The sequence below is a fragment of the Vibrio lentus genome (assembly GCF_002875945.1).
GTDB classification, from domain to species: Bacteria; Pseudomonadota; Gammaproteobacteria; order Enterobacterales; family Vibrionaceae; genus Vibrio; species Vibrio apostichopi.
Genome location: NZ_MCZK01000090.1, coordinates 45,039 through 63,872 on the forward strand (window position 1 = coordinate 45,039; position 18,834 = coordinate 63,872).

Annotated in this window: 15 protein-coding genes and 1 pseudogene; 11 read left to right on the top strand and 5 right to left on the bottom strand. The window is 46.2% G+C overall.

Features of this window, described 5'->3' with window-relative positions:
- The first annotated feature begins 7 nt into the window (after positions 1-7).
- On the top strand, positions 8-2,416 hold the full coding sequence (locus tag BCT49_RS05900) for a response regulator (RefSeq protein WP_102434513.1): 2,409 nt from the start codon (positions 8-10) through the stop codon (positions 2,414-2,416).
- 117 nt (positions 2,417-2,533) lie between these two features.
- Here the strand turns inward: BCT49_RS05900 and BCT49_RS05905 are convergent, their stop codons facing one another.
- Positions 2,534-3,262 carry a UTRA domain-containing protein gene (locus tag BCT49_RS05905; protein ID WP_102434514.1) on the bottom strand — a complete coding sequence of 243 codons (729 nt, stop codon included), beginning with the start codon at positions 3,260-3,262 and terminating at the stop codon, positions 2,534-2,536.
- Positions 3,263-3,473: 211 nt separating this feature from the next.
- Here BCT49_RS05905 and BCT49_RS05910 point away from each other — a divergent pair, with 211 nt between their 5' ends.
- From BCT49_RS05910 to BCT49_RS05935, 6 genes are read left to right on the top strand one after another with little or no spacing between them, the layout of a single operon-like run.
- A complete protein-coding gene (locus BCT49_RS05910) occupies positions 3,474-4,556 on the top strand; it encodes an ABC transporter substrate-binding protein (RefSeq protein WP_102434515.1) in 1,083 nt (360 codons plus the stop codon).
- A 33-nt stretch (positions 4,557-4,589) separates the two neighbouring features.
- Positions 4,590-5,489 (top strand): alkaline phosphatase family protein, encoded by a 900-nt coding sequence (locus BCT49_RS05915; RefSeq protein ID WP_102434516.1) that lies wholly within the window; start codon positions 4,590-4,592, stop codon positions 5,487-5,489.
- A complete protein-coding gene (locus BCT49_RS05920; RefSeq protein WP_102434517.1) occupies positions 5,486-6,379 on the top strand; it encodes an ABC transporter permease in 894 nt (297 codons plus the stop codon). Before BCT49_RS05915 ends, BCT49_RS05920 begins: the two co-directional genes overlap by 4 nt.
- On the top strand, positions 6,379-7,164 hold the full coding sequence (locus tag BCT49_RS05925) for an ABC transporter permease (protein WP_102434518.1): 786 nt from the start codon (positions 6,379-6,381) through the stop codon (positions 7,162-7,164). Before BCT49_RS05920 ends, BCT49_RS05925 begins: the two co-directional genes overlap by 1 nt.
- Positions 7,164-8,183: an ABC transporter ATP-binding protein gene (locus BCT49_RS05930; RefSeq protein WP_102434519.1), complete on the top strand. Its 1,020-nt coding sequence runs from the start codon at positions 7,164-7,166 to the stop codon at positions 8,181-8,183. The genes BCT49_RS05925 and BCT49_RS05930 overlap by 1 nt, the downstream gene beginning before the upstream one ends.
- Position 8,184: 1 nt before the next feature.
- Positions 8,185-8,844 (top strand): HAD family hydrolase, encoded by a 660-nt coding sequence (locus BCT49_RS05935; protein WP_102434520.1) that lies wholly within the window; start codon positions 8,185-8,187, stop codon positions 8,842-8,844.
- Between the two features lie 94 nt (positions 8,845-8,938).
- Here BCT49_RS05935 and BCT49_RS26115 read toward each other — a convergent pair whose 3' ends face one another.
- On the bottom strand, positions 8,939-9,121 hold the full coding sequence (locus BCT49_RS26115; protein ID WP_102434521.1) for a hypothetical protein: 183 nt from the start codon (positions 9,119-9,121) through the stop codon (positions 8,939-8,941).
- Positions 9,122-9,216: 95 nt separating this feature from the next.
- Here BCT49_RS26115 and hppD point away from each other — a divergent pair, with 95 nt between their 5' ends.
- From hppD to maiA, 4 genes are read left to right on the top strand one after another with little or no spacing between them, the layout of a single operon-like run.
- Entirely contained in the window at positions 9,217-10,290 is a 1,074-nt protein-coding gene (gene hppD / locus BCT49_RS05945; protein ID WP_017100488.1) for a 4-hydroxyphenylpyruvate dioxygenase, read from the top strand.
- Positions 10,283-11,413, top strand: a complete 1,131-nt coding sequence (locus BCT49_RS05950) for a homogentisate 1,2-dioxygenase (protein WP_017075602.1) — start codon at positions 10,283-10,285, stop codon at positions 11,411-11,413. The genes hppD and BCT49_RS05950 overlap by 8 nt, the downstream gene beginning before the upstream one ends.
- Before the next feature lie 12 nt (positions 11,414-11,425).
- Positions 11,426-12,463, top strand: a complete 1,038-nt coding sequence (locus tag BCT49_RS05955; RefSeq protein ID WP_102434522.1) for a fumarylacetoacetate hydrolase family protein — start codon at positions 11,426-11,428, stop codon at positions 12,461-12,463.
- A gap of 21 nt (positions 12,464-12,484) precedes the next feature.
- The gene (gene maiA / locus BCT49_RS05960; RefSeq protein WP_102434523.1) at positions 12,485-13,189 is read left to right on the top strand and encodes a maleylacetoacetate isomerase; all 705 of its coding nucleotides are present in this window, start codon (positions 12,485-12,487) and stop codon (positions 13,187-13,189) included.
- A 231-nt stretch (positions 13,190-13,420) separates the two neighbouring features.
- Here the strand turns inward: maiA and BCT49_RS05965 are convergent.
- The 3 genes and pseudogenes from BCT49_RS05965 to BCT49_RS05975 all read right to left on the bottom strand — a co-directional run bounded on the left by BCT49_RS05965 (position 13,421) and on the right by BCT49_RS05975 (position 18,808).
- Positions 13,421-14,374 (bottom strand): annotated as a pseudogene (locus tag BCT49_RS05965) (hypothetical protein).
- Positions 14,375-14,377: 3 nt separating this feature from the next.
- The gene (locus tag BCT49_RS05970) at positions 14,378-15,325 is read right to left on the bottom strand and encodes a hypothetical protein (RefSeq protein ID WP_102434524.1); all 948 of its coding nucleotides are present in this window, start codon (positions 15,323-15,325) and stop codon (positions 14,378-14,380) included.
- 3 nt (positions 15,326-15,328) lie between these two features.
- Positions 15,329-18,808: a T6SS effector BTH_I2691 family protein gene (locus tag BCT49_RS05975; RefSeq protein ID WP_102434525.1), complete on the bottom strand. Its 3,480-nt coding sequence runs from the start codon at positions 18,806-18,808 to the stop codon at positions 15,329-15,331.
- Positions 18,809-18,834 lie beyond the last annotated feature (26 nt).

The following is an 18,834-nucleotide window of genomic DNA, read 5'->3' on the forward strand; positions in this document are numbered from 1 at the left end:
TTTGTGTATGGTGAAAAAAGGAAAACGCTATATTGGACTCTCTCGACAGTTGATCGGGACAATAATCGCAATCAGCACCTTATTCATAGTCATAGTGACAGGTCTAGGATTATATGTGGAGTACCAAAATCGAGTTTCTTTTATCAGTTCTCAGATCGAACAGGTTAAAGCGGGATACCTCTCCGGTTTAACGGCGAGCTTGTGGGTGGAAGACCGGACTCAACTGTTCGTACAAGCTGAGGGCATCTCTCGTTTACCCTCTGTTAGTTATCTTAAAATAGAAAGCCCTGGTGAAAAAATTCTAGAACTGGGTCAAGCAACCTCTGGCCAGTCTTATTCTCAGTCTTGGGAAATGGTGCACCAAATGGGAGGTCAAGATTACCCTCTCGCCACATTAACGGTGCAAGCTGATTTAAGTATTATCCTCGATGATTTCGAAGAACGGGTTCTGTTGTTACTCGCCTTCGAAGCCGTGAAAATCTTTTTACTTTCTCTGGTGTGTCTGACTATTGTCTATCGTTTAGTCGTTAAACGCTTGATGATCATGTCTTCTCAAATTAATCAGCAACAAGTGGAAGACAACAAGCCACGTTTTCTCACTCCAACTGAATGTACCTATCAAGATGAGATTTCAACGCTAGAGTCGAGCTATAACCAGTCTATTGAACGCATTCGTCAACAATACCAAGAATTAGAAAAAGCCAAAAACACCGCAGAGATAGCCAACCGCAACAAGAGTGAATTTCTTGCCAACATGAGTCACGAGATCCGGACTCCAATGAATGGCATCATCGGGCTATCGTCTCTGCTCTCTGAAATGGACATGCCGAAAGAGCAAAAAGAGTATGTCGACATGCTTAATACCTCTTCGCTGACGCTGCTTGATCTGATCAATGACATTCTCGATTACTCGAAGATTGAAGCGGGCAGGCTTGAGCTTCAGCAAGAACCGATGAAAATGATGGGCATTGCAGCCGATGTTGAGTCGACCTTTAGGGTGAAAGCTGAACAAAAAGGGCTCAGATTCCAACTGGCCATTGATCCTAAGATTCCAACCATGGTCATCGGCGATGGCACCCAGTTAAGACAGGTTCTGAATAACCTAGTGGGCAACGCTATCAAGTTTACTGAGCATGGCCATGTCACCCTTTCACTTCGCTTGGAAGAAATTACAGAACCTGAGCAAAAGCTGAGAGTTCGATTTGAGGTAAAAGATAGTGGCATTGGCATTGCGGAAGACAAACAACAGTCGGTGTTTGATAAGTTCCAACAAGCCGACGGTAGCACTACTCGTATCTATGGCGGTACAGGGCTTGGTTTAACGATATGCGACAAAATCGTTACCTTAATGGGCAGCAAGCTTGAGCTCACTAGTGTGCAAGGGCAGGGCAGCACATTCTATTTCACCGCAGACTTTGATCCGTGTTTGGAAGTGGAAGAGAGCCGTATCGACTTCAACAAGATTTCAGTGCTGTTGGTGGATGATAGCCAACTCAATATGCGGATTACGTCGACGCAACTGCAGTCCTTTGGAGTGACATCTGAATGTTGTGAGACCGGCGCTAGAGCATTAGAGCTGGTGGCTGACTCTATTGCTCAATCGACGCCTTATGATTTAGTGCTGATAGACAAAGTGATGCCAGCGATTGATGGTTTCCAGCTAGCCAGAAGTTTGCTTGAACGCTTTGAGAAAGATTGCCCTAAGCTGGTGATGATCTCTGCTGACCCAAGAAAGCAGGATGAAGTTCGAGCCAAGCAAGTTGGCTTTGTCGCTTACATTGCGCGTCCATATCAAGATAATCAGCTTAAATGGACCATCAGTGAGGTGTTAGCGAGAGCGGCGGATACTTCGACCTTCACTTACCCAAATCGAGGCGAGGTGGCGTTCAAAGATAATGAGCCTGTGCCAACAACCAAACCTGCGGCTGTTGTTAAACCAGCAGAACCTGAGAAAACGGCTTTAAAAGAAGAACCAAAACCTGCGGCTATCACCGCGTCTTTTAGTGGCAAAGTATTGGTGGTTGAAGATTCAAGAGTGAATCAACAAGTGGCTAAGATGATGCTTAAGAAGCTTGGTCTTGAGGTAGATATCGCGGACAACGGGGAAATTGGTGTCGAGAAGTTTAAAGCCAATGACTATGTGATGATCTTTATGGATTGCCAGATGCCCGTTCTAGACGGCTTCGAAGCCACTAAACAGATCAGAGCGTTAGAAGAGGGCTCTTCACAGCATATTCCAATCGTCGCGCTCACGGCCAACGTTGTGCAGAGAGACAAGCATTTATGTTTTGATGTGGGTATGGATGAGTTTTTACCAAAACCGGTTAATCAAGGTAAGCTGAGAGAGATTGTCGCGAGCTTTTTATCTAAAGAAACCGATTCGGCCAAAGAAGAAGATGAGCAAAAGATTGTTTAGTTAGTTGCTCATCAAACGTAACCGCTAAAAACGAAACTCCGACTAAATCAATCGGAGTTTTTGTATGTGCTTGCTTTTTCTTCCTAAGCCTAAACCTAGGCAAATAGTCATGTGACGCTAGCCAATACTATCAATATGGATCACCACAGAATCGGGGCGCCAGTATTCCAGTTCGCAGTCCATTAACTCACCATCTTGCTTGTAGTTCACTCGGCAGATCTTAAGAACAGGCTGGCCCTCTGCCAAATTCAGTGCCTTGGCGACATGTGCAGGGGCAGAGGTAGGAACCACGTCAAAGCGCGAACGTTGGGTCTCGTAGCCGTATTTTTCTCGGTAGATGCCTGTTAGTGACATAGTGAGATTTTCCGATAATACCTTTTCAAACAGCGGCGCTTTTAAGACGTTTTCAACAAACAGTACCGCTCTGCCATCAATAAAGCGTAATCGCTCAATCACGTGTATCGGGGTTATCTGTTCTATCTCTAATGCTTTGGCGTAATCGCCTGCCGCCATCTCTGTGCGGGTGCTGAGCAGCCTTGTTTCTGCAATTCGATCTTGTTCGCGAATCATCTGATGAAAGTGAGAACGGGACAATGGGTTGTAGCGAATCCGTTCGGGTGACACATACCAGCCTCGGCGCTCTTCTCTGTATATCAGGCCTTCAGTTTCTAATGACACCAGCGCATCTTTGAGCGTGATTCGTGTGGTGGAAAATAGCTCGCTGAGTTCTCTTTCGGATGGCAGTTTTTGCCCCTCGGTGAAGATGCCTGATTGAAGCTGTTCTCTAATGCTTGTCTTAATCCTGCCTAGCTGTGTCCCTGATTGCCCTGTACCCAATGTTCTCATTGCTGATCTAGTCCATAAGTTCGTGTACTTAATAAGGTAAACCATGGAGTTAACAGGAATGTGACAGTAAACAAAGGCTTACTGTCATATGGGTGAAATATAACTGCCACGGAAATGCATCCTAACTGTCAAATAACTTGCGCGAAAGCGTCACACTTCGGCGATAGCATACAAAACGAACTTACTGACCTAGTCCAGAGGGATAGAGACAATGAAAACTTTGCTTAGCCGTTCAACTGTATCGCCAGCCAAACTGATTGGCGCAACGTTAATAACGGCAACACTTTCAATGCCAGCGATGGCGAAGGATGCTGATCTTGAGTCACTGATTGAAGCCGCTCAAAAAGAGGGTGCGGTTTACAGTGTGGGTATGCCAGACAGTTGGGCAAACTGGAAAGGCACATGGACTGACCTGAAAGCAAACTACGGTTTGAAGCATCAGGATACGGACATGAGCTCAGCACAAGAGATCTCAAAATTTGAAGCAGAGAAAAGAAACGCAACCGCAGATATTGGTGACGTTGGTTTCGCCTTTGCACGTGTCGCAGTGAAGAAAGACGTAACTCAGCCATACAAACCAACCACTTGGAATGACATTCCAGACTGGGCGAAAGATAAAGATGGTCATTGGGCTCTGGCTTACACAGGCACTATCTCGTTCATTTCAAACAACAACCTTGTTGAAGATGCACCAAAATCTTGGAGTGACTTACTAGAAGGCGACTACAAAGTAACAGTCGGTGATGTAGGCGTAGCAGCGCAAGCAAACAACGCGATTCTAGCGGCTGCATTTGCTAACGGTGGTGACGAGTCAAACCTAAAACCAGCGATTAAATTCTTTGGTGAGCTAGCGAAGCAAGGCCGTCTGTCTTACACAGACCCAAGCATCGCGAACCTCGAAAAAGGCGAAGTGGAAGTGGCAATCATGTGGGATTTCAACGCACTGAACTACCGCGACAAGATCGACCGTGAGCGCTTTACGGTAAGAATTCCACAAGATGGCTCAGTGATCTCTGGTTACACCACTATCATCAACAAATACGCGAAAAACCCGAACGCGGCGAAGTTGGCTCGTGAATACATCTTCAGCGACCAAGGCCAAATCAACCTAGCAGAAGGTTACGCGCGTCCAATCCGTAGCAGTGTTACGCTACCTCAATCAGTACAAGACAAGCTGATCTCGAACGAGCAATACAGCAATGTTCACCCAGTGACAGACTTCTCAGCATGGGAAAAATCAGCACGTCGCCTGCCGCGTCAGTGGCAAGAAAGTGTGTTGATTCACCAACAGTAATCCGTATTCAAAATAAGCAATAGAGAATAGACCATGAGCAATAAGGTTATCCTTGTTGTTCTAGATGGACTGAATTATCAGGTAGCCCGTGATTGCATGGGCTACCTGAACGGTCTTCTAGAACTTAAAGATCTTCATGAAAAACAGGGTGATATGCATGAAAAGCAGGGCGATTTGCAGAATAAACAGAGCACTTCGCAGAGCATGCAAAAAAACAAGCTGCGCGCCACACTTTACCCAGTGCAGTGTGAGCTGCCATCTATGTCACGTCCATTGTATGAGTGCATCCTGACCGGTGTTCGCCCTGTCGAGAGTGGCATCGTTAACAACCAAATCGTGCGTTTGTCTAATCATGAGTCGATCTTTAGCTTGGCTAAATCGCAGGGCAAAGTGACGGCTGCTGCTGCCTATCACTGGGTGAGCGAGTTGTATAACCGAGCGCCTTTTGACGCTGTGCGTGACCGTTTTACCAACGATGAAACCATGAACATTCAACACGGCTGTTTCTACCACTGGGACCATTACCCAGATGAAGCCTTGTTCTTGGATGCAGAGCATCTGCGTGTCACTCATCAGCCTGATTTCTTGTTGATTCACCCAATGAACATTGACGATATTGGACACAAGCATGGGTTGGATTCTCGCCAGTACCGCAATAGTGCACGTGGCGCGGATATCTATCTGTCGAACTACGTTGAGAAGTGGGTAGATGATGGTTATCAAGTGATCATTACCAGTGACCATGGCATGAACAATGACCTGTCTCACGGTGGCATTCTGCCTGAAGAGCGTGAAGTACCATTCTTCGTGATTGGCGATAAGTTCACACACCAAGAATGTTCAGTGAAACAGACGGATGTTTGCGGCAGCGTGTGTCAGCTACTCAATCTTGAACACGATAAATCTTACACTCAGGAATTGTTGGCCCTATGAGCAGTTCTGTAATCACGCAGAGCGATGGCTCTGCGCTTAAACCTCAAACTAAATCTTGGTTCAAACGCTTCAAGCCCGCTTTGTGGCTTGCGCCTTTCGCACTGTTTTTTTATCTGTTCCAACTGGCACCTATGGTTTGGGTGCTGATCAACAGCTTCTTCTACGACGATGAGCTCTCTCTCGAAAACTACTCTGAAATATTCGATTCTGCATTCATGATGCAGGCCTTCGGCAACAGTTTGTGGTTGTCGATTTGGTCGAGCATTGTTGGTTTAGCGATCGCGACTCTGCTCGTTTCTTCACTGCGCCGTGTTGATTCTAAAATCCGTGATGCGGTGATTGCCTTCACTAACATGAGCAGCAACTTCTCTGGTGTGCCTCTGTCGTTCGCATTCATCATTATCTTAGGCACCAATGGGGCGATTACCTTATTGCTTAAGCAGTACGGCTTGCTGGGCGATTTCGACCTGTATGGCAAGTGGGGCTTGCTGGCTATTTATATCTACTTCCAGATCCCATTGGCGGTGTTGTTGCTGTATCCAGCGTTCGATGCTTTAAGTGACGACTGGCAAGCTGCCTCAGCACTACTTGGTGCGAAAGCGTGGCAATACTGGGCCAAAATCGCGCTGCCTGTGTTATCTCCTGCCTTGTTTGGCACCTTCATTATCTTGATTGCCAATGCGATTGGTGCGTATGCAAGTGTGTATGCGTTGACCTCGGGCAACTACAACGTGATTACGATTCGAATCGCGAGCTTGGTATCGGGCGACTTGTTCCTAGAACCCAACCTAGCTGCCGCAATTTCCGTGATTTTGATGGCGATGCTGGCCTTTATCACTGTGATTAACCAATGGCTGATCAGCAAAAGCTACGCAGGGAAGAGAAAGTAATGAACACCGTAAATACTCGCTTTCATAAAACCGTGGTCTATTCGATCGTTGGCATCATGATGATCCCGATCTTAGCGACCTTCATCTACTCGATCTCTTCGCGTTGGGGCGCCACGATCTTGCCTGACGGTTTTACTTTGGATTGGTACATCAACCTGTTGACGGATCCTCGCTTCTTACAAGCCTTTGGTCGTTCACTGTTTATTTGTGTGGCGGCGCTGTCATTGAGTGTGGTGTTGGTTCTGCCTGCGATTTTCGTGGTGTTTTACTATTTTCCGAAGCTCGACAATGTGATGAATATCCTGATCTTATTGCCGTTCGCGGTGCCGCCTGTGGTGTCATCGGTTGGCTTACTTCAGCTGTATGCCGATAGCGAAATTTCACTGATAGGTACACCATGGATTCTGATTGGTACCTACTTCACCATTGCGCTGCCATTCATGTACCGCGCGATTGCCAACAGCTTTGAAGCAATCAACCTGCACGATTTGATGGACGCGGCACACCTGCTTGGCGCAAGTACCACCAAGGCGTTCTTATTGATTATTCTGCCAAACCTTAAGAAAGGCTTAATGGCGTCGCTGTTCTTGTCGTTCTCGTTCCTATTGGGTGAGTTCGTGTTTGCCAATATCTTGGTTGGCACTCGCTACGAGACGCTGCAAATCTACCTATACAACATGCGTCAAACCAGCGGACACTTCACGTCAGCGCTTGTGATGACGTACTTCCTGTTTATCTTCTTACTGACTTGGTTGGCAAGTCGTTTCAGCCAGGGAACAAAATAATGAGCTATGTAAATGCGAAAAACCTCACTAAGCGCTTTGGTGACAACACAGTGTTTGAAGGCATTGAATTTTCAATTGAGAAGGGTGAATTCATTACTCTGCTTGGTCCAAGTGGTTGCGGTAAATCGACTCTGCTACGCAGCTTGGTAGGCCTGAATCCTGTTGATGGTGGCGAAATCTGGGTGAATGGCGAAGAGATTACTCACCAAGTGCCGCAACAGCGTGGCATCGGCATGGTGTTTCAATCTTATGCGTTGTTCCCGAACATGACGGTTGAAGGCAACATTGCGTTTGGTCTTAAGATGAAAAAGCTTGCTGCTGATGAGATTAAGCGCGAAGTCGCGAAAGTGATTGAGCTAGTGGACTTAACGGGCAAAGAGAAGTTCTACCCGCATCAGCTATCAGGTGGCCAGCGTCAGCGTGTGGCTTTGGCAAGAGCCTTGGTGGTTAAGCCACGTATTTTGCTGTTGGATGAACCGCTTTCAGCGCTAGATGCGAAGATCCGTAAACATCTGCGCCAACAGATCCGAGATATCCAAAAAGAGATGAACCTAACCACGATCTTCGTGACTCACGATCAAGAAGAAGCGATGATCATGTCTGACCGTATCTTCTTGATGAACAAAGGGGAGATCGTACAAGCGGGTACACCTGAAGAGATCTACACTCAACCTGCCAATGAATTCGTCGCGGGTTTCATGGGACACTACAACTTGGTACAAGCGAACAAGGCTAAACAGTTGTTCGATATTGAAACCGAGTGGAAGGTGGCGATTCGACCTGAATCTATCTACGTTAAAGAGCAAGGTCGACAATATGGCCAACATATCTCTGCGCCGAAAACCGGCACCATTCGCAACCACCAGCTTTTGGGCAACGTGATTCGTTACCAAGTGGACGTTGATGAGTGTGAATTAACGGTCGACTTGCTTAACCGTTCTTCTGAACGACTATTGGCAAATGGCAGCCAACTTGAACTCCTGTTTAACCTTAACGAAATTCAACCTGTGAGAGCCTAAGATGTTCAAACCTTTGTATGTATTTGATATGGATGAAACGCTGATCAATGCCGATGCAGCAATGCTCTGGAATGAGTTCTTGGTTGAAAAGGGCATTGCCACAGCCCCCAACTTTATCGAAGAAGATAAGCGCTTAATGGGCTTGTACTCGGAAGGTAAATTGAACATGGAAGATTACCTAACATTTTCCATGCAGCCACTCGCTAACATGCCAACAGAGCAAGTTAGCGCTTTGGTGGAAGAGTGTGTCGAGCAGCATATTTTGCCTAAGCAATTCAAGCAGTCGAAACCTTTGATTGAACAGCTAGAGAATGACGACATCGACATGTTGATCATCTCTGCTAGCGTGACTTTCTTGGTGGAAGCAGTGGGGCGTAAGATGGGTATCGAGAATGCACTTGGTATCGATTTGATTGAAAACCAAGGCCGTTTTACTTCTCAAATATTAGGTGTACCAAGCTACCGTGAAGGCAAAGTGACGCGTTTAAAAGAGTGGTTAGATAATCAAGAAACTAACTACTCAGACATTCACTTTTATACGGATTCAATCAACGACTTACCTTTGTGTGAACACGCCGATTTTGCCTATCTGGTGAACCCATGTCCGCGTTTAAAAGCCTTAGCCGATCAACCGAATTGGTCGATTCTCAACTGGGATTAACGCGAATCTTATATTCGAATTAGCTTCGTTCTAGAACTCATCAAGCCGCTGACTACAGCGGCTTTTTTGCATCATCAGTCTAATGTTCGATTTATTACCTTAGCTGACAAAAGGATATATGTAACAATTCAATAACATTTCTTACTCTGCTGTAAATCAAACCACCACCTTTCAATCCCTTGATAGCACTCACTTTCTTGTCTTGATAGCTTGTGTGTAACAAATATTTTACAAGTTGACGGGTTTTCATCGAAATTGCCCATTTTCCTCCATCCATTCCATTATCTCGTCTTGTGGGCCAAATTTAATTGAGGATAAAAAACACACAACTACGTAATAAATACAAAACCAATAGGTACAAGGAGAAAGTTCATGGTGGATACATACAACCCGCTTGGCACGGATGGATTCGAGTTTGTTGAATACACGGCCGTTGACCACAAGGGAATTGAGCAACTTAAAGCGCTGTTTGTGTCACTTGGTTTTGCTGAGATCGCCAAGCATCGCTCAAAAGAGGCTTGGCTGTATCGACAAGGTGACATCAACTTTATCGTCAATGAACAGCCTCACAGCCAAGCGGAAGCGTTCGCTAAGGTGCATGGGCCATCGGTGTGTGGCATGGCTTTTCGTGTCAACGAAGCAACCGCTGCAATGGAACAAGCGTTTAAGGGCGGCGGTGAAGAGTACAAGACAGAAATAGGGCCGATGGAGCTAAGCATTCCTGCCATTTACGGCATCGGTGAAAGCTTGCTCTATTTTGTGGATCGTTATGGCAAGCAGAGCATCTACGACGTCGACTTCCGATTCTATGATGATGCTGAACAACGCATGGCCGAAGCTAATGTTGGTTTGTATGAAATCGACCACCTGACGCACAACGTGAAGCAAGGCAACATGGATGTATGGTCTGGGTTCTATGAGCGTCTTGGCAACTTCCGTGAGATTCGATACTTCGACATCGAAGGCAAGTTGACAGGCCTTGTGAGCCGCGCCATGACCTCACCATGTGGCAAGATCCGTATCCCAATCAATGAGTCTTCTGACGACAAATCACAGATCGAAGAGTTCATTCGCGAATACAACGGCGAAGGCATCCAACATATCGCACTCGCCACCGATGACATCTACAAAACAGTGAAAACTCTGCGTGACCGCGGCATGGACTTTATGCCAACCCCAGATACCTACTACGAGAAAGTTGACGATCGTGTGAAAGGCCACGGTGAAGACACCGATCTGCTGCGCGACTTACGTGTGCTGATTGATGGCGCGCCGACCAAAGACGGCATCTTGCTGCAAATTTTCACGCAGACAGTAATCGGGCCTGTGTTCTTTGAAATCATTCAGCGTAAAGGCAACGAAGGCTTTGGCGAAGGTAACTTCAAGGCGCTGTTTGAATCGATTGAAGAGGACCAGATTCGTCGAGGAGTATTAGACGATGCATAAATGGATCTCGTTTCCTCATCGGGAAGGGGTGTGTTCTAAACAAGCGCATGCCGACTTCCCTGAAGAGGCAATCTATGAGCGAGAGGCGGGCCGAAGTGGTTTCTTCGGCCCTGCCGCTCACTTTCATCACCAACATGCCCCAACAGGTTGGTCGGAGTGGGAGGGCGATCTGCGCCCTCGCGCTTTTGATTTTACTCTGGTGGAGAAAGCCAGCCAGATAACCCCTTGGGCTGTGCCTCATCTTTTGCACAATGCGGACTGCAAAATTCGCGTATGGCGCATGGATGAGAAGATGGATTTCTTAGTGCGTAATTCCGACGGTGATGAGCTGCTGTTCATTCACCAAGGCAGCGCCGATCTCTATTGTGACTATGGTCATCTAGCCGTGAGCGAAGGGGATTATGTGATGATCCCGCGCTCGACCAACTGGCGCTTAGAGCCAAGTGAGCCGATGTTCATCTTGATGATTGAGAACACAGACGCGGCTTACTCCCTGCCAGAGAAAGGTATGGTCGGTAATCACGCGGTGTTTGATCCGGCGGTTCTCGACATCCCTTCAATCAATGATCAATTCCGCGCTCAGTATTCAGAAAACCAGACTCAGGTTCAGGTGAAGCGCCACGACAAAGTCAGCGTGATCACCTATCCGTTCAATCCATTGGATGCGATTGGCTGGCATGGCGACTTAGCTGTGGTGAAAGTGAATTGGCGCGATATTAGACCGCTGATGTCACATCGCTACCACTTGCCACCTTCTGCGCATACGACGTTTGTTGGCGCAGGCTTTGTAGTGTGCACCTTTGTGCCGCGCCCGATTGAGAGCGATCCCGGTGCGCTGAAAGTGCCGTTCTACCACAACAATGATGACTACGACGAAGTGCTTTTCTATCACGCTGGTGACTTTTTTAGCCGCGACAATATTGAAGCGGGCATGGTGACTTTCCACCCTGCGGGCTTCACACATGGCCCTCACCCAAAAGCCTTTAAGGCTGGGCAAGCGCACAAGAAAAAGTTCACCGATGAAGTGGCGGTGATGATCGATACTCGCCATGCGCTGCAGTTCTCTGACGAACTCGATAGCGTTGAGAACAAAGAATATGTCTACAGTTGGCAAGAGAAGTAAGGGGCAACAAAGATGAAATTAGCAACCAAGAAAAATGGCACTCGCGACGGTCTATTGATGGTCGTGAGTAAAGATCTCAAACAGTGTGTGGCTGCCACTGAAATCTTTCATGCGATGCATCTGGCGCCAACCATGCAGGTAGCATTGGATAACTGGGACAGCGTGGCTTCTCAGTTAGAAGAGTTATACACCTCGTTAAACAACGGGCATGTGACAGGCAGTGAAGTGTTTGCCACTCAGTATTGTGAATCGCCATTGCCACGCGCTTATCAATGGGCGGATGGCAGCGCCTATGTAAACCATGTTGAGTTGGTGCGTAAAGCGCGTGGTGCTGAAATGCCAGAAAGCTTTTGGGTTGACCCGCTCATGTATCAAGGTGGCTCAGATGCGTTTATTGGCCCGCGTGACAATATTGAGTTTGCCAGTGATGAATGGGGTATTGATTTCGAGGGTGAAGTCGCGGTTGTCACCGGAGATGTGCCAATGGGAGCCAGCGCCAAGCAAGCACACGATTTGATTCGTTTACTGATGTTGGTTAACGATGTGTCGCTGCGTGGCTTGATTCCAGCAGAGCTCGCCAAGGGCTTTGGCTTCTTTCAATCTAAGCCCTCTTCTGCGTTTTCTCCGGTTGCCGTCACACCTGATGAGCTAGGTGAGCAGTGGAAAGGCAGTAAGGTGCATCTGCCACTGACTTCAACCTACAACGACCAGCCTTTTGGGTGCCCAAATGCAGGTGTGGACATGACCTTCAATTTTGCAGAATTAGTTGTTCACGCTGCGAAGACTCGCCCACTTTCGGCCGGTGCGATCATAGGTTCAGGTACGGTATCGAATAAGCAAGGCACTGACCACGGCACCTCAATTGCGGAAGGTGGTGTGGGCTACTCCTGTATTGCTGAAGTACGCATGATAGAGACGATTCGCGATGGCAAACCGTCGACTCAATTCATGTCGTTTGGTGACTCGATTCGACTAGAGATGTTCGATGCGGCAGGTGATTCTATTTTTGGCGCGATAGACCAAAAAGTGAGCCAGTATCGAGCGCTATAATCCACATAATAGGATTTCTGTATAAGCGAGAGCGTCATGAACAAGAACATTATACTTTATGGTTACTGGCGCTCGTCCGCAGCCTATCGAGTGCGTATCGGATTGAACCTAAAACAACTCAGCTATGAGTCTAAATCGGTGCATTTGGTGCGTAATGGCGGCGAGCAGCATGATCCACAATATCGCGAGCTCAACGCCAGTGAATTAGTGCCTGTGCTGGTGGATGGCGAAGTTCAACTCAATCAGTCGCTGACGATCTTGCAATACTTGGATGAAAACTATTTGTGTGAGAGCAGCCCAGACTCCTTGTTGATTCCTGAGCAAACACCACTGCGCTATCAAGCGTTGGCAATGGCGCAGGATATTGCGATGGAAATTCACCCTCTTAATAATCTGCGCGTGTTGCAGTATTTGGAGCGGGAATTGTCGTGCGAGCAAGAGGCGAAAATGGACTGGCTTTACTATTGGATGAGCCAAGGTTTTTCGGCGTTAGAAGAGAAGTTGGCGAAGCACAGAAAAGTACACGGCGACTCAGTGTATAGCCTCACGGAGTCGCCTTGTATCGTCGATATTTGCTTAGTGCCGCAAGTCTACAACGCGCTTCGCTTTGACGTTGATATGTCGCCTTATCCGATCATTAACTCGATTGTCGAAGCGTGTAACCAGTTACCCGCGTTTATTGAGGCAATGCCAGAGAATCAAGCGGATGCGAACGCACCGATGTGAACGGAAACAAAGATTTATTTTGCTAAATTGAGGATGTTTTTTGAAAAGAGGGGAGAAGTCTGGACTGAGTATCTAGACCTTTAACTTGCTCTAATAAGAGTCCGAATGCATTCTTTTGTCTTTGATCAGAAGCTTAGTCTCTTAATGCTATCTGGGTAAAAAGAAGCCTCCGATGTTGGAGGCTTCTTGGTTTCTACACTTTAACAACTAGCTCGAGTGACAAAGGTGAAATCAGATATTGCTACTTAGGTTATTTGCACCTTCTGACTTAGATTTTTCAATCTCAGACTCGGTTTGCCATTTGCCGTTGTAAAGGTATTCCCAATCAGGGGTAGGTGCGTTTTGAGCTCTAAGTTCAAAAGTATCGCCCACAGGAAACTCTAGGCTTCTTGCTGGTACTGAGAGCAATTCATCTGGTGAATAAGCGTTAAAAAATACTTTTTTATCTTCCAACTCAGTAATTTTAATTTGATATTCAATAGATAGTTTTTCTAATGTGTTTTCTAAGTCGCTGTTGGAGTTAAAAAACAATAGACTTCTACCTCGATTATTACATCGACCTACTGTCGTTTTCGCTATATCTCTATAGTTACTGCTGTCATATTTATGGTAAATAGCAATAACTTTCCTTTTTTTATTGTAGTAAGCAAACAGCCAATCTTCTCGTTCACCCACTTTAATTTCGGTTCTCTCATCGGGTTGACGTTTTAACATACCAAATGAGAGTAAAATAAGGGCGCCAGCACCCGCTAAAGCCATTGGGCCAACCACCGCTACCATCGTCACACACACCACTGCGCCTATCCAACCAACAGCTTACGTGGCGGTATTTACCCACTTAGGCATATTGCGACGCTTTTTCATCACAAAGCCTTTGTCAGAAAAAATGTAGTCATACCGATAATCGAGGCCGATCGTGAGATAAAAGACGCCAGCCATCATCACTGACAAGATAAGACCAAAAAAGGTTACGACAAGTGTCTCACTCGTGTGTGTCAAAAATACAATTACAAATAAGAAGCTCATAAATGGCAACGCGGTTAATTTGTAATGGTAACGAAACGGCTCCTCTACATCATATTTGTGCCATGTTGTTAAATTGTCCCCGGTAAGAATCTCTCGCTCTTGCGCCTCTTGATAAACCGCCAACTCTTCTGGGGTGATATAAAATGGTGAATATGCCAAGGGTTACTCCTTGGCTGTTGTTAGTTCAGATTTAGATTTTTCAATCTCAGACTCGGTCTGCCACTTACCGTTATAAAGGTACTTCCTCTCAGGTAATGGAGCTTTCGTAGTCCTTAAATCAAATACCTGATCGGTTTGATATTCTCTATTACAAACGGGGATGCTAAATAGTCTAGCTTCTGGCTTCGCTTCAAACAGCTTTTTATGGTCATCGACCTCTGTACAATTCAGTTTGTAGACTTTTGACAGTTGCGTGACCATGGATTCTAAATCCGCTTCAGTTTTAAAGAATATGTAGCAATCGGATCGACTGTGTGAACGGAAAATTGTGTCATGTTCCATATCGATATATTCACATCTATCCTGTTTAAAGTAGAGCTGGACCACTTTTCTTTTCTTGTTGTAGTCAGCAAACAGCCAATCTTCACGCTCTCCGATTCTCACTTCTGTTGGTTCATCAGGCTTGCGTTTAAGCATACCAAATGAGAGTAAAATAAGGGCTCCAGCTCCCGCTAATGCCATTGGGCCAACCACCGTTACCATTGTCACACACACCACCGCGCCTATCCAACCAACAGCTTGCGTGGCGGTATTTACCCACTTAGGCATATTGCGACGCTTTTTCATCACAAAGCCTTTGCTAGAAAAAATATAGTCATAGCGATAATCTCGTCCATACATGTAGTAGCTTAACGAGTACATAAAAAATGTGACAAGCACCGATATGGCATCATTAACCCATCCTCCAGACCAAAAGCCAAGAAAGTAGAAAAATACAATTATCGGCAACATTGCCACAATCGAAATGAACAAATAAAGGTATCGACTTGGCTCTTCAATATCGTATTTACGCCATGTTATTAAATTTTTCCCTGAGAGGGTCTCTTGCTCTTGCGCTTCTTGATAAACTGCCAACTCTTCTGGGGTGATATAAAATGGTGAATATGCCAAGGGTTACTCCTGAAAACCTAATGTGCCAACAACGGGGGTGAGTGATTTTTTAATGATGTTTTGTTTAGTATTGTCTGAAATTACGCCATAAGTTGCACTCTGTTTTATGCCGTTTTGGAACCAATACTCACGCTTAGCTGGGGCATCATCTTCCACATCATACGCTACTTGCACGGCAAGGTATTGATCGGCATCTTTAATCGGTAACGTTACCTTGTACACCACCAATTCGGCGCTAGCTTGGTCTTGAGTTTGTAACGTGACTAAATCTGCGTTTTGATGCCACGAGCCGGACGTCAACTCATCTTCTGTTGCCTTGGTATTGGTACTCACGGTAATACCATTCGTTGCTGTATGGCGTGGCAGTTGAATATGCACGTCCAAACCAATTAATTCACGATGAGTGTAACCCGGATAGGCTTGGACTTTTTCAATAGGCTGATGGTATACCGTAGGTTGCTGAATAATAGATTGTAAGTCAAACAGCGCTTGACGTATTAAGGCTGAATTATGCTTCTCTCGTTCAGGCAAGCTTGCAGATTGGCTCCACTGAGTTCGAGCAGGGTGATAACCCCAAGGCAGTTTATCTAACCACTTTTGGTAATCATCTTGTTTTACTTTACTCAAGACGTGATTAGCAACTAAAGTAATAATCGTTACTACAACTAAAGCAGCCATAACTGGAGCACCAAATATTATGTTAGGTGAGAGCCACCTTGTTAATGCACCACCAAATTGCCACGCAGCGATAGCACTTGTTACGCCTAAACTAGCTGTACTCAACCTTTGAAACACTAACTCGCGACCATACAACTCATCTTCTCGTTGCCAAGAACGGTACGCCTCAATACCCGAAGCCAGCGCCCCCAAAGCACCTGTGATAGCAAGCCATTTATTGAAGACCTTTAAGTCATCAAGGATCAGGTTTTCCAAACCATCTTCGCTTCTACTCACTAACTTCTTTAACACTTTGTATGAGTAGGCTCTTAATTTAGGCTCCCCCTTTACACTCTCCCATAATTTCCCCGTCCGAATCCCCGTCCACGCACTGGCGGTATAAAACAGCTTTTGCTGTATGTCTAAGAATTCATCTGAATTCATCAAGCCTGTATCGGCAATACTGCTCATGGCATCGGTCAAGGCAATGCTGTTAAACAGAAGAGCTAGAAACCCCAACCCACCCGCGTTTTCGAACAGTTTGTGTAAATCACCTGCGGCCTCGCTGATTACCCTTGTCCTAAATTCTACCGTTGCCTTCGCTAGGTCGTCCGGGAGTATAATGCGTTGTGGGTATTCTAAAGTCGCCACCGCTAATGATTTTTTGAGTCGACGCTGATTCTTTAACGCCTCTTTATACTTAGCCGTCGCCTTGCGCTGATTTTGATTTACCTCAGCAATAATGAGGTTGTTTTTCTTTAGCTCAGTAAGATTATCTTCAATGCGCGTTTTCCAATCCTTAAATCCTTGTGCATAATTGTCGTTAATACTCACTGGCATCGTTTGCGCCATACGCTCAGCTATACTCGCTCGCCATACAAAACCATTTCGAGACAATGGCTTAGCCAGCGTTGGCATCAATAGAATAGAAGCTTGAGAGGTAAAACTCACACCCAGCTCTAACGTCCCCTTTAAAGCAGCGCTAATAGAGGCTTTGAACAGAGTATCGAGCTCTTTAAAGCCTTTTGCCAAGTCTTTAAAAATGTCGGTTTCGGAGGTGTTTGGGTTTGTAATAAAGTCCATGACCTTCGCATACATCCCCGTTTTATTGCTCACCGAAGAGACATGCTCTAACCATGTATCTTCATCGCTTGACGATGTTGATAGGGGGGCGGGAATTGATTTTTTCAACTCATTATAGACACTTCGACTAAACCCAGAGGTATAGAGTGATAATAAGCTGGTCGGTTTTTCCCATTGGCTTTCTGCCCAAATGCGGTCTTCTTCTCCAATCACAAGGCTAAATGCTTCTACCGCCGCTAGATGAAGCTGATAGAGGCTATATTGCGTTTCTTCGCTGTAAAGGTCGAAGACTCGTTCGAGATGATGAGGAGTGAGCGTTTCTAATACCGAAATAAAGTCACGCTTTACGGAAGTCACTTGAGCAAGCATGGTTTCTTTTTGCTCTGATAGCGCCTGCATTTCGCGCAACATTTGTTTCCAATTGAGCTGCTTGCGCCAGCGGTCGCTAGCAATCCACTGTTCGTAGTAGCCAAAACGACTGGCGGATATGCCGTATTTCTCTTGGATAGACTGAGCAACAGCAGACTGTGTATTTTGACTGGACTCAATAGCGCCCGAAGAAAATTGGGCAGGGTAGCCTGACTGAATCGCCCCTTTGTTTTTTTCAGCTAAATTAAGGTGGGTCGATGCATCATAATATTCTGCCATGTCACCATAGAAGGCAAGCTCTTGGTGATTGCGTTTTACTCTCCATGGCATGTCTATTTCATCACTCGCCCCAAACATGGATAACTGCATGGCGGTTTGCATCAAATGCCATTGATTCGAGAACTGGTCGACGAAAAGGCGGTAGGGGCTGGCGGCACCAACAAAATGCAGCGATATATCTTGAATGTCAGCGGCGTAATCTTTTATCGCGACGAAGTAGCCCGATGCTTCTTCTGGAATTGCAGAGGTTAAATCACTCTCGGCTGCGACAGGTTTAAAGATAGAACCATCTTCATCAGCTTTGGTGGTGATGCCAGAATCCGCAAAACGCCCATCATCGACAGCAGACGCTTCGATGTCAGCAACTTCAGATAGCTGGGTTATGGGGGCAATATGATGCTGTTTCGCGTTCTCCGTTAATACGATGGTTTGCATGCGATCAATATGGCTACTAGGGTTATTTATCACAGCAAGGAACATTTTCCATGTCCACCGATGCTCAGAGAAGCAGAGGGACAGAAGACTACCGTCCGTATATGTAAGAAATGTGCTAGAGGGTTCCGGTGTTCCCCTTGCCTCTGACTCCGGGTCTTCAGTTGCCCCGAGTTTATGAAGCGTGAATTGTGTCCCTTTCACTTCATATTCATCAAGGACCTTCCTAACCGAATCATAAACATAAAGCCAACCATCGCGCACCTGACGAAGTGTATAGTCAATAGTATTGAGCTTTGCTGGCCCTTTGCCTTGCCATTTAGTTGGTAAACCAAATGGTGAAGCGTCTTCATTATCGAGTTGGTCGAGAGCGTAGCGGACGGGAATGATATGGGCTGGCCCTACTTCTTTGGGTTCATTCCTCTGCGTCATATCAATCGTTCTTGGCTCAGGTTTTGAGGGCGGGTCTATTTTCTTGGTTTCTCCTTCCCAAAACATACTGCGCTCAGGAGGTGAGCCTGCAATATCATTTGAGGGTGCTGCTGAAGTTTCAGTCAATGAAGATAAGGAACCATCGCTTTCATACGCAGCAACGGCTTCTTCGAGCGTGTAAGGATGGTCATTCCACAGCATGGATGTTTTGGGAGGAAGAGGGTTGCTCATAGGCTCACGAAATCGATAAGGTTAAT

Excerpts from the sequence above, each read along its gene's own strand:
- BCT49_RS05975 (WP_102434525.1), bottom strand. The coding sequence starts at position 18,808 with ATGAGCAACCCTCTTCCTCCCAAAACATCCATGCTGTGGAATGACCAT.
- BCT49_RS05955 (WP_102434522.1), top strand. The coding sequence starts at position 11,426 with ATGAAATTAGCAACCAAGAAAAATGGCACTCGCGACGGTCTATTGATG.
- BCT49_RS05935 (WP_102434520.1), top strand. The coding sequence starts at position 8,185 with ATGTTCAAACCTTTGTATGTATTTGATATGGATGAAACGCTGATCAAT.
- BCT49_RS05930 (WP_102434519.1), top strand. The coding sequence starts at position 7,164 with ATGAGCTATGTAAATGCGAAAAACCTCACTAAGCGCTTTGGTGACAAC.
- BCT49_RS05910 (WP_102434515.1), top strand. The coding sequence starts at position 3,474 with ATGAAAACTTTGCTTAGCCGTTCAACTGTATCGCCAGCCAAACTGATT.
- BCT49_RS26115 (WP_102434521.1), bottom strand. The coding sequence starts at position 9,121 with ATGGATGGAGGAAAATGGGCAATTTCGATGAAAACCCGTCAACTTGTA.
- BCT49_RS05920 (WP_102434517.1), top strand. The coding sequence starts at position 5,486 with ATGAGCAGTTCTGTAATCACGCAGAGCGATGGCTCTGCGCTTAAACCT.
- BCT49_RS05925 (WP_102434518.1), top strand. The coding sequence starts at position 6,379 with ATGAACACCGTAAATACTCGCTTTCATAAAACCGTGGTCTATTCGATC.
- hppD (WP_017100488.1), top strand. The coding sequence starts at position 9,217 with ATGGTGGATACATACAACCCGCTTGGCACGGATGGATTCGAGTTTGTT.
- BCT49_RS05915 (WP_102434516.1), top strand. The coding sequence starts at position 4,590 with ATGAGCAATAAGGTTATCCTTGTTGTTCTAGATGGACTGAATTATCAG.
- BCT49_RS05950 (WP_017075602.1), top strand. The coding sequence starts at position 10,283 with ATGCATAAATGGATCTCGTTTCCTCATCGGGAAGGGGTGTGTTCTAAA.
- BCT49_RS05900 (WP_102434513.1), top strand. The coding sequence starts at position 8 with ATGGTGAAAAAAGGAAAACGCTATATTGGACTCTCTCGACAGTTGATC.
- BCT49_RS05905 (WP_102434514.1), bottom strand. The coding sequence starts at position 3,262 with ATGAGAACATTGGGTACAGGGCAATCAGGGACACAGCTAGGCAGGATT.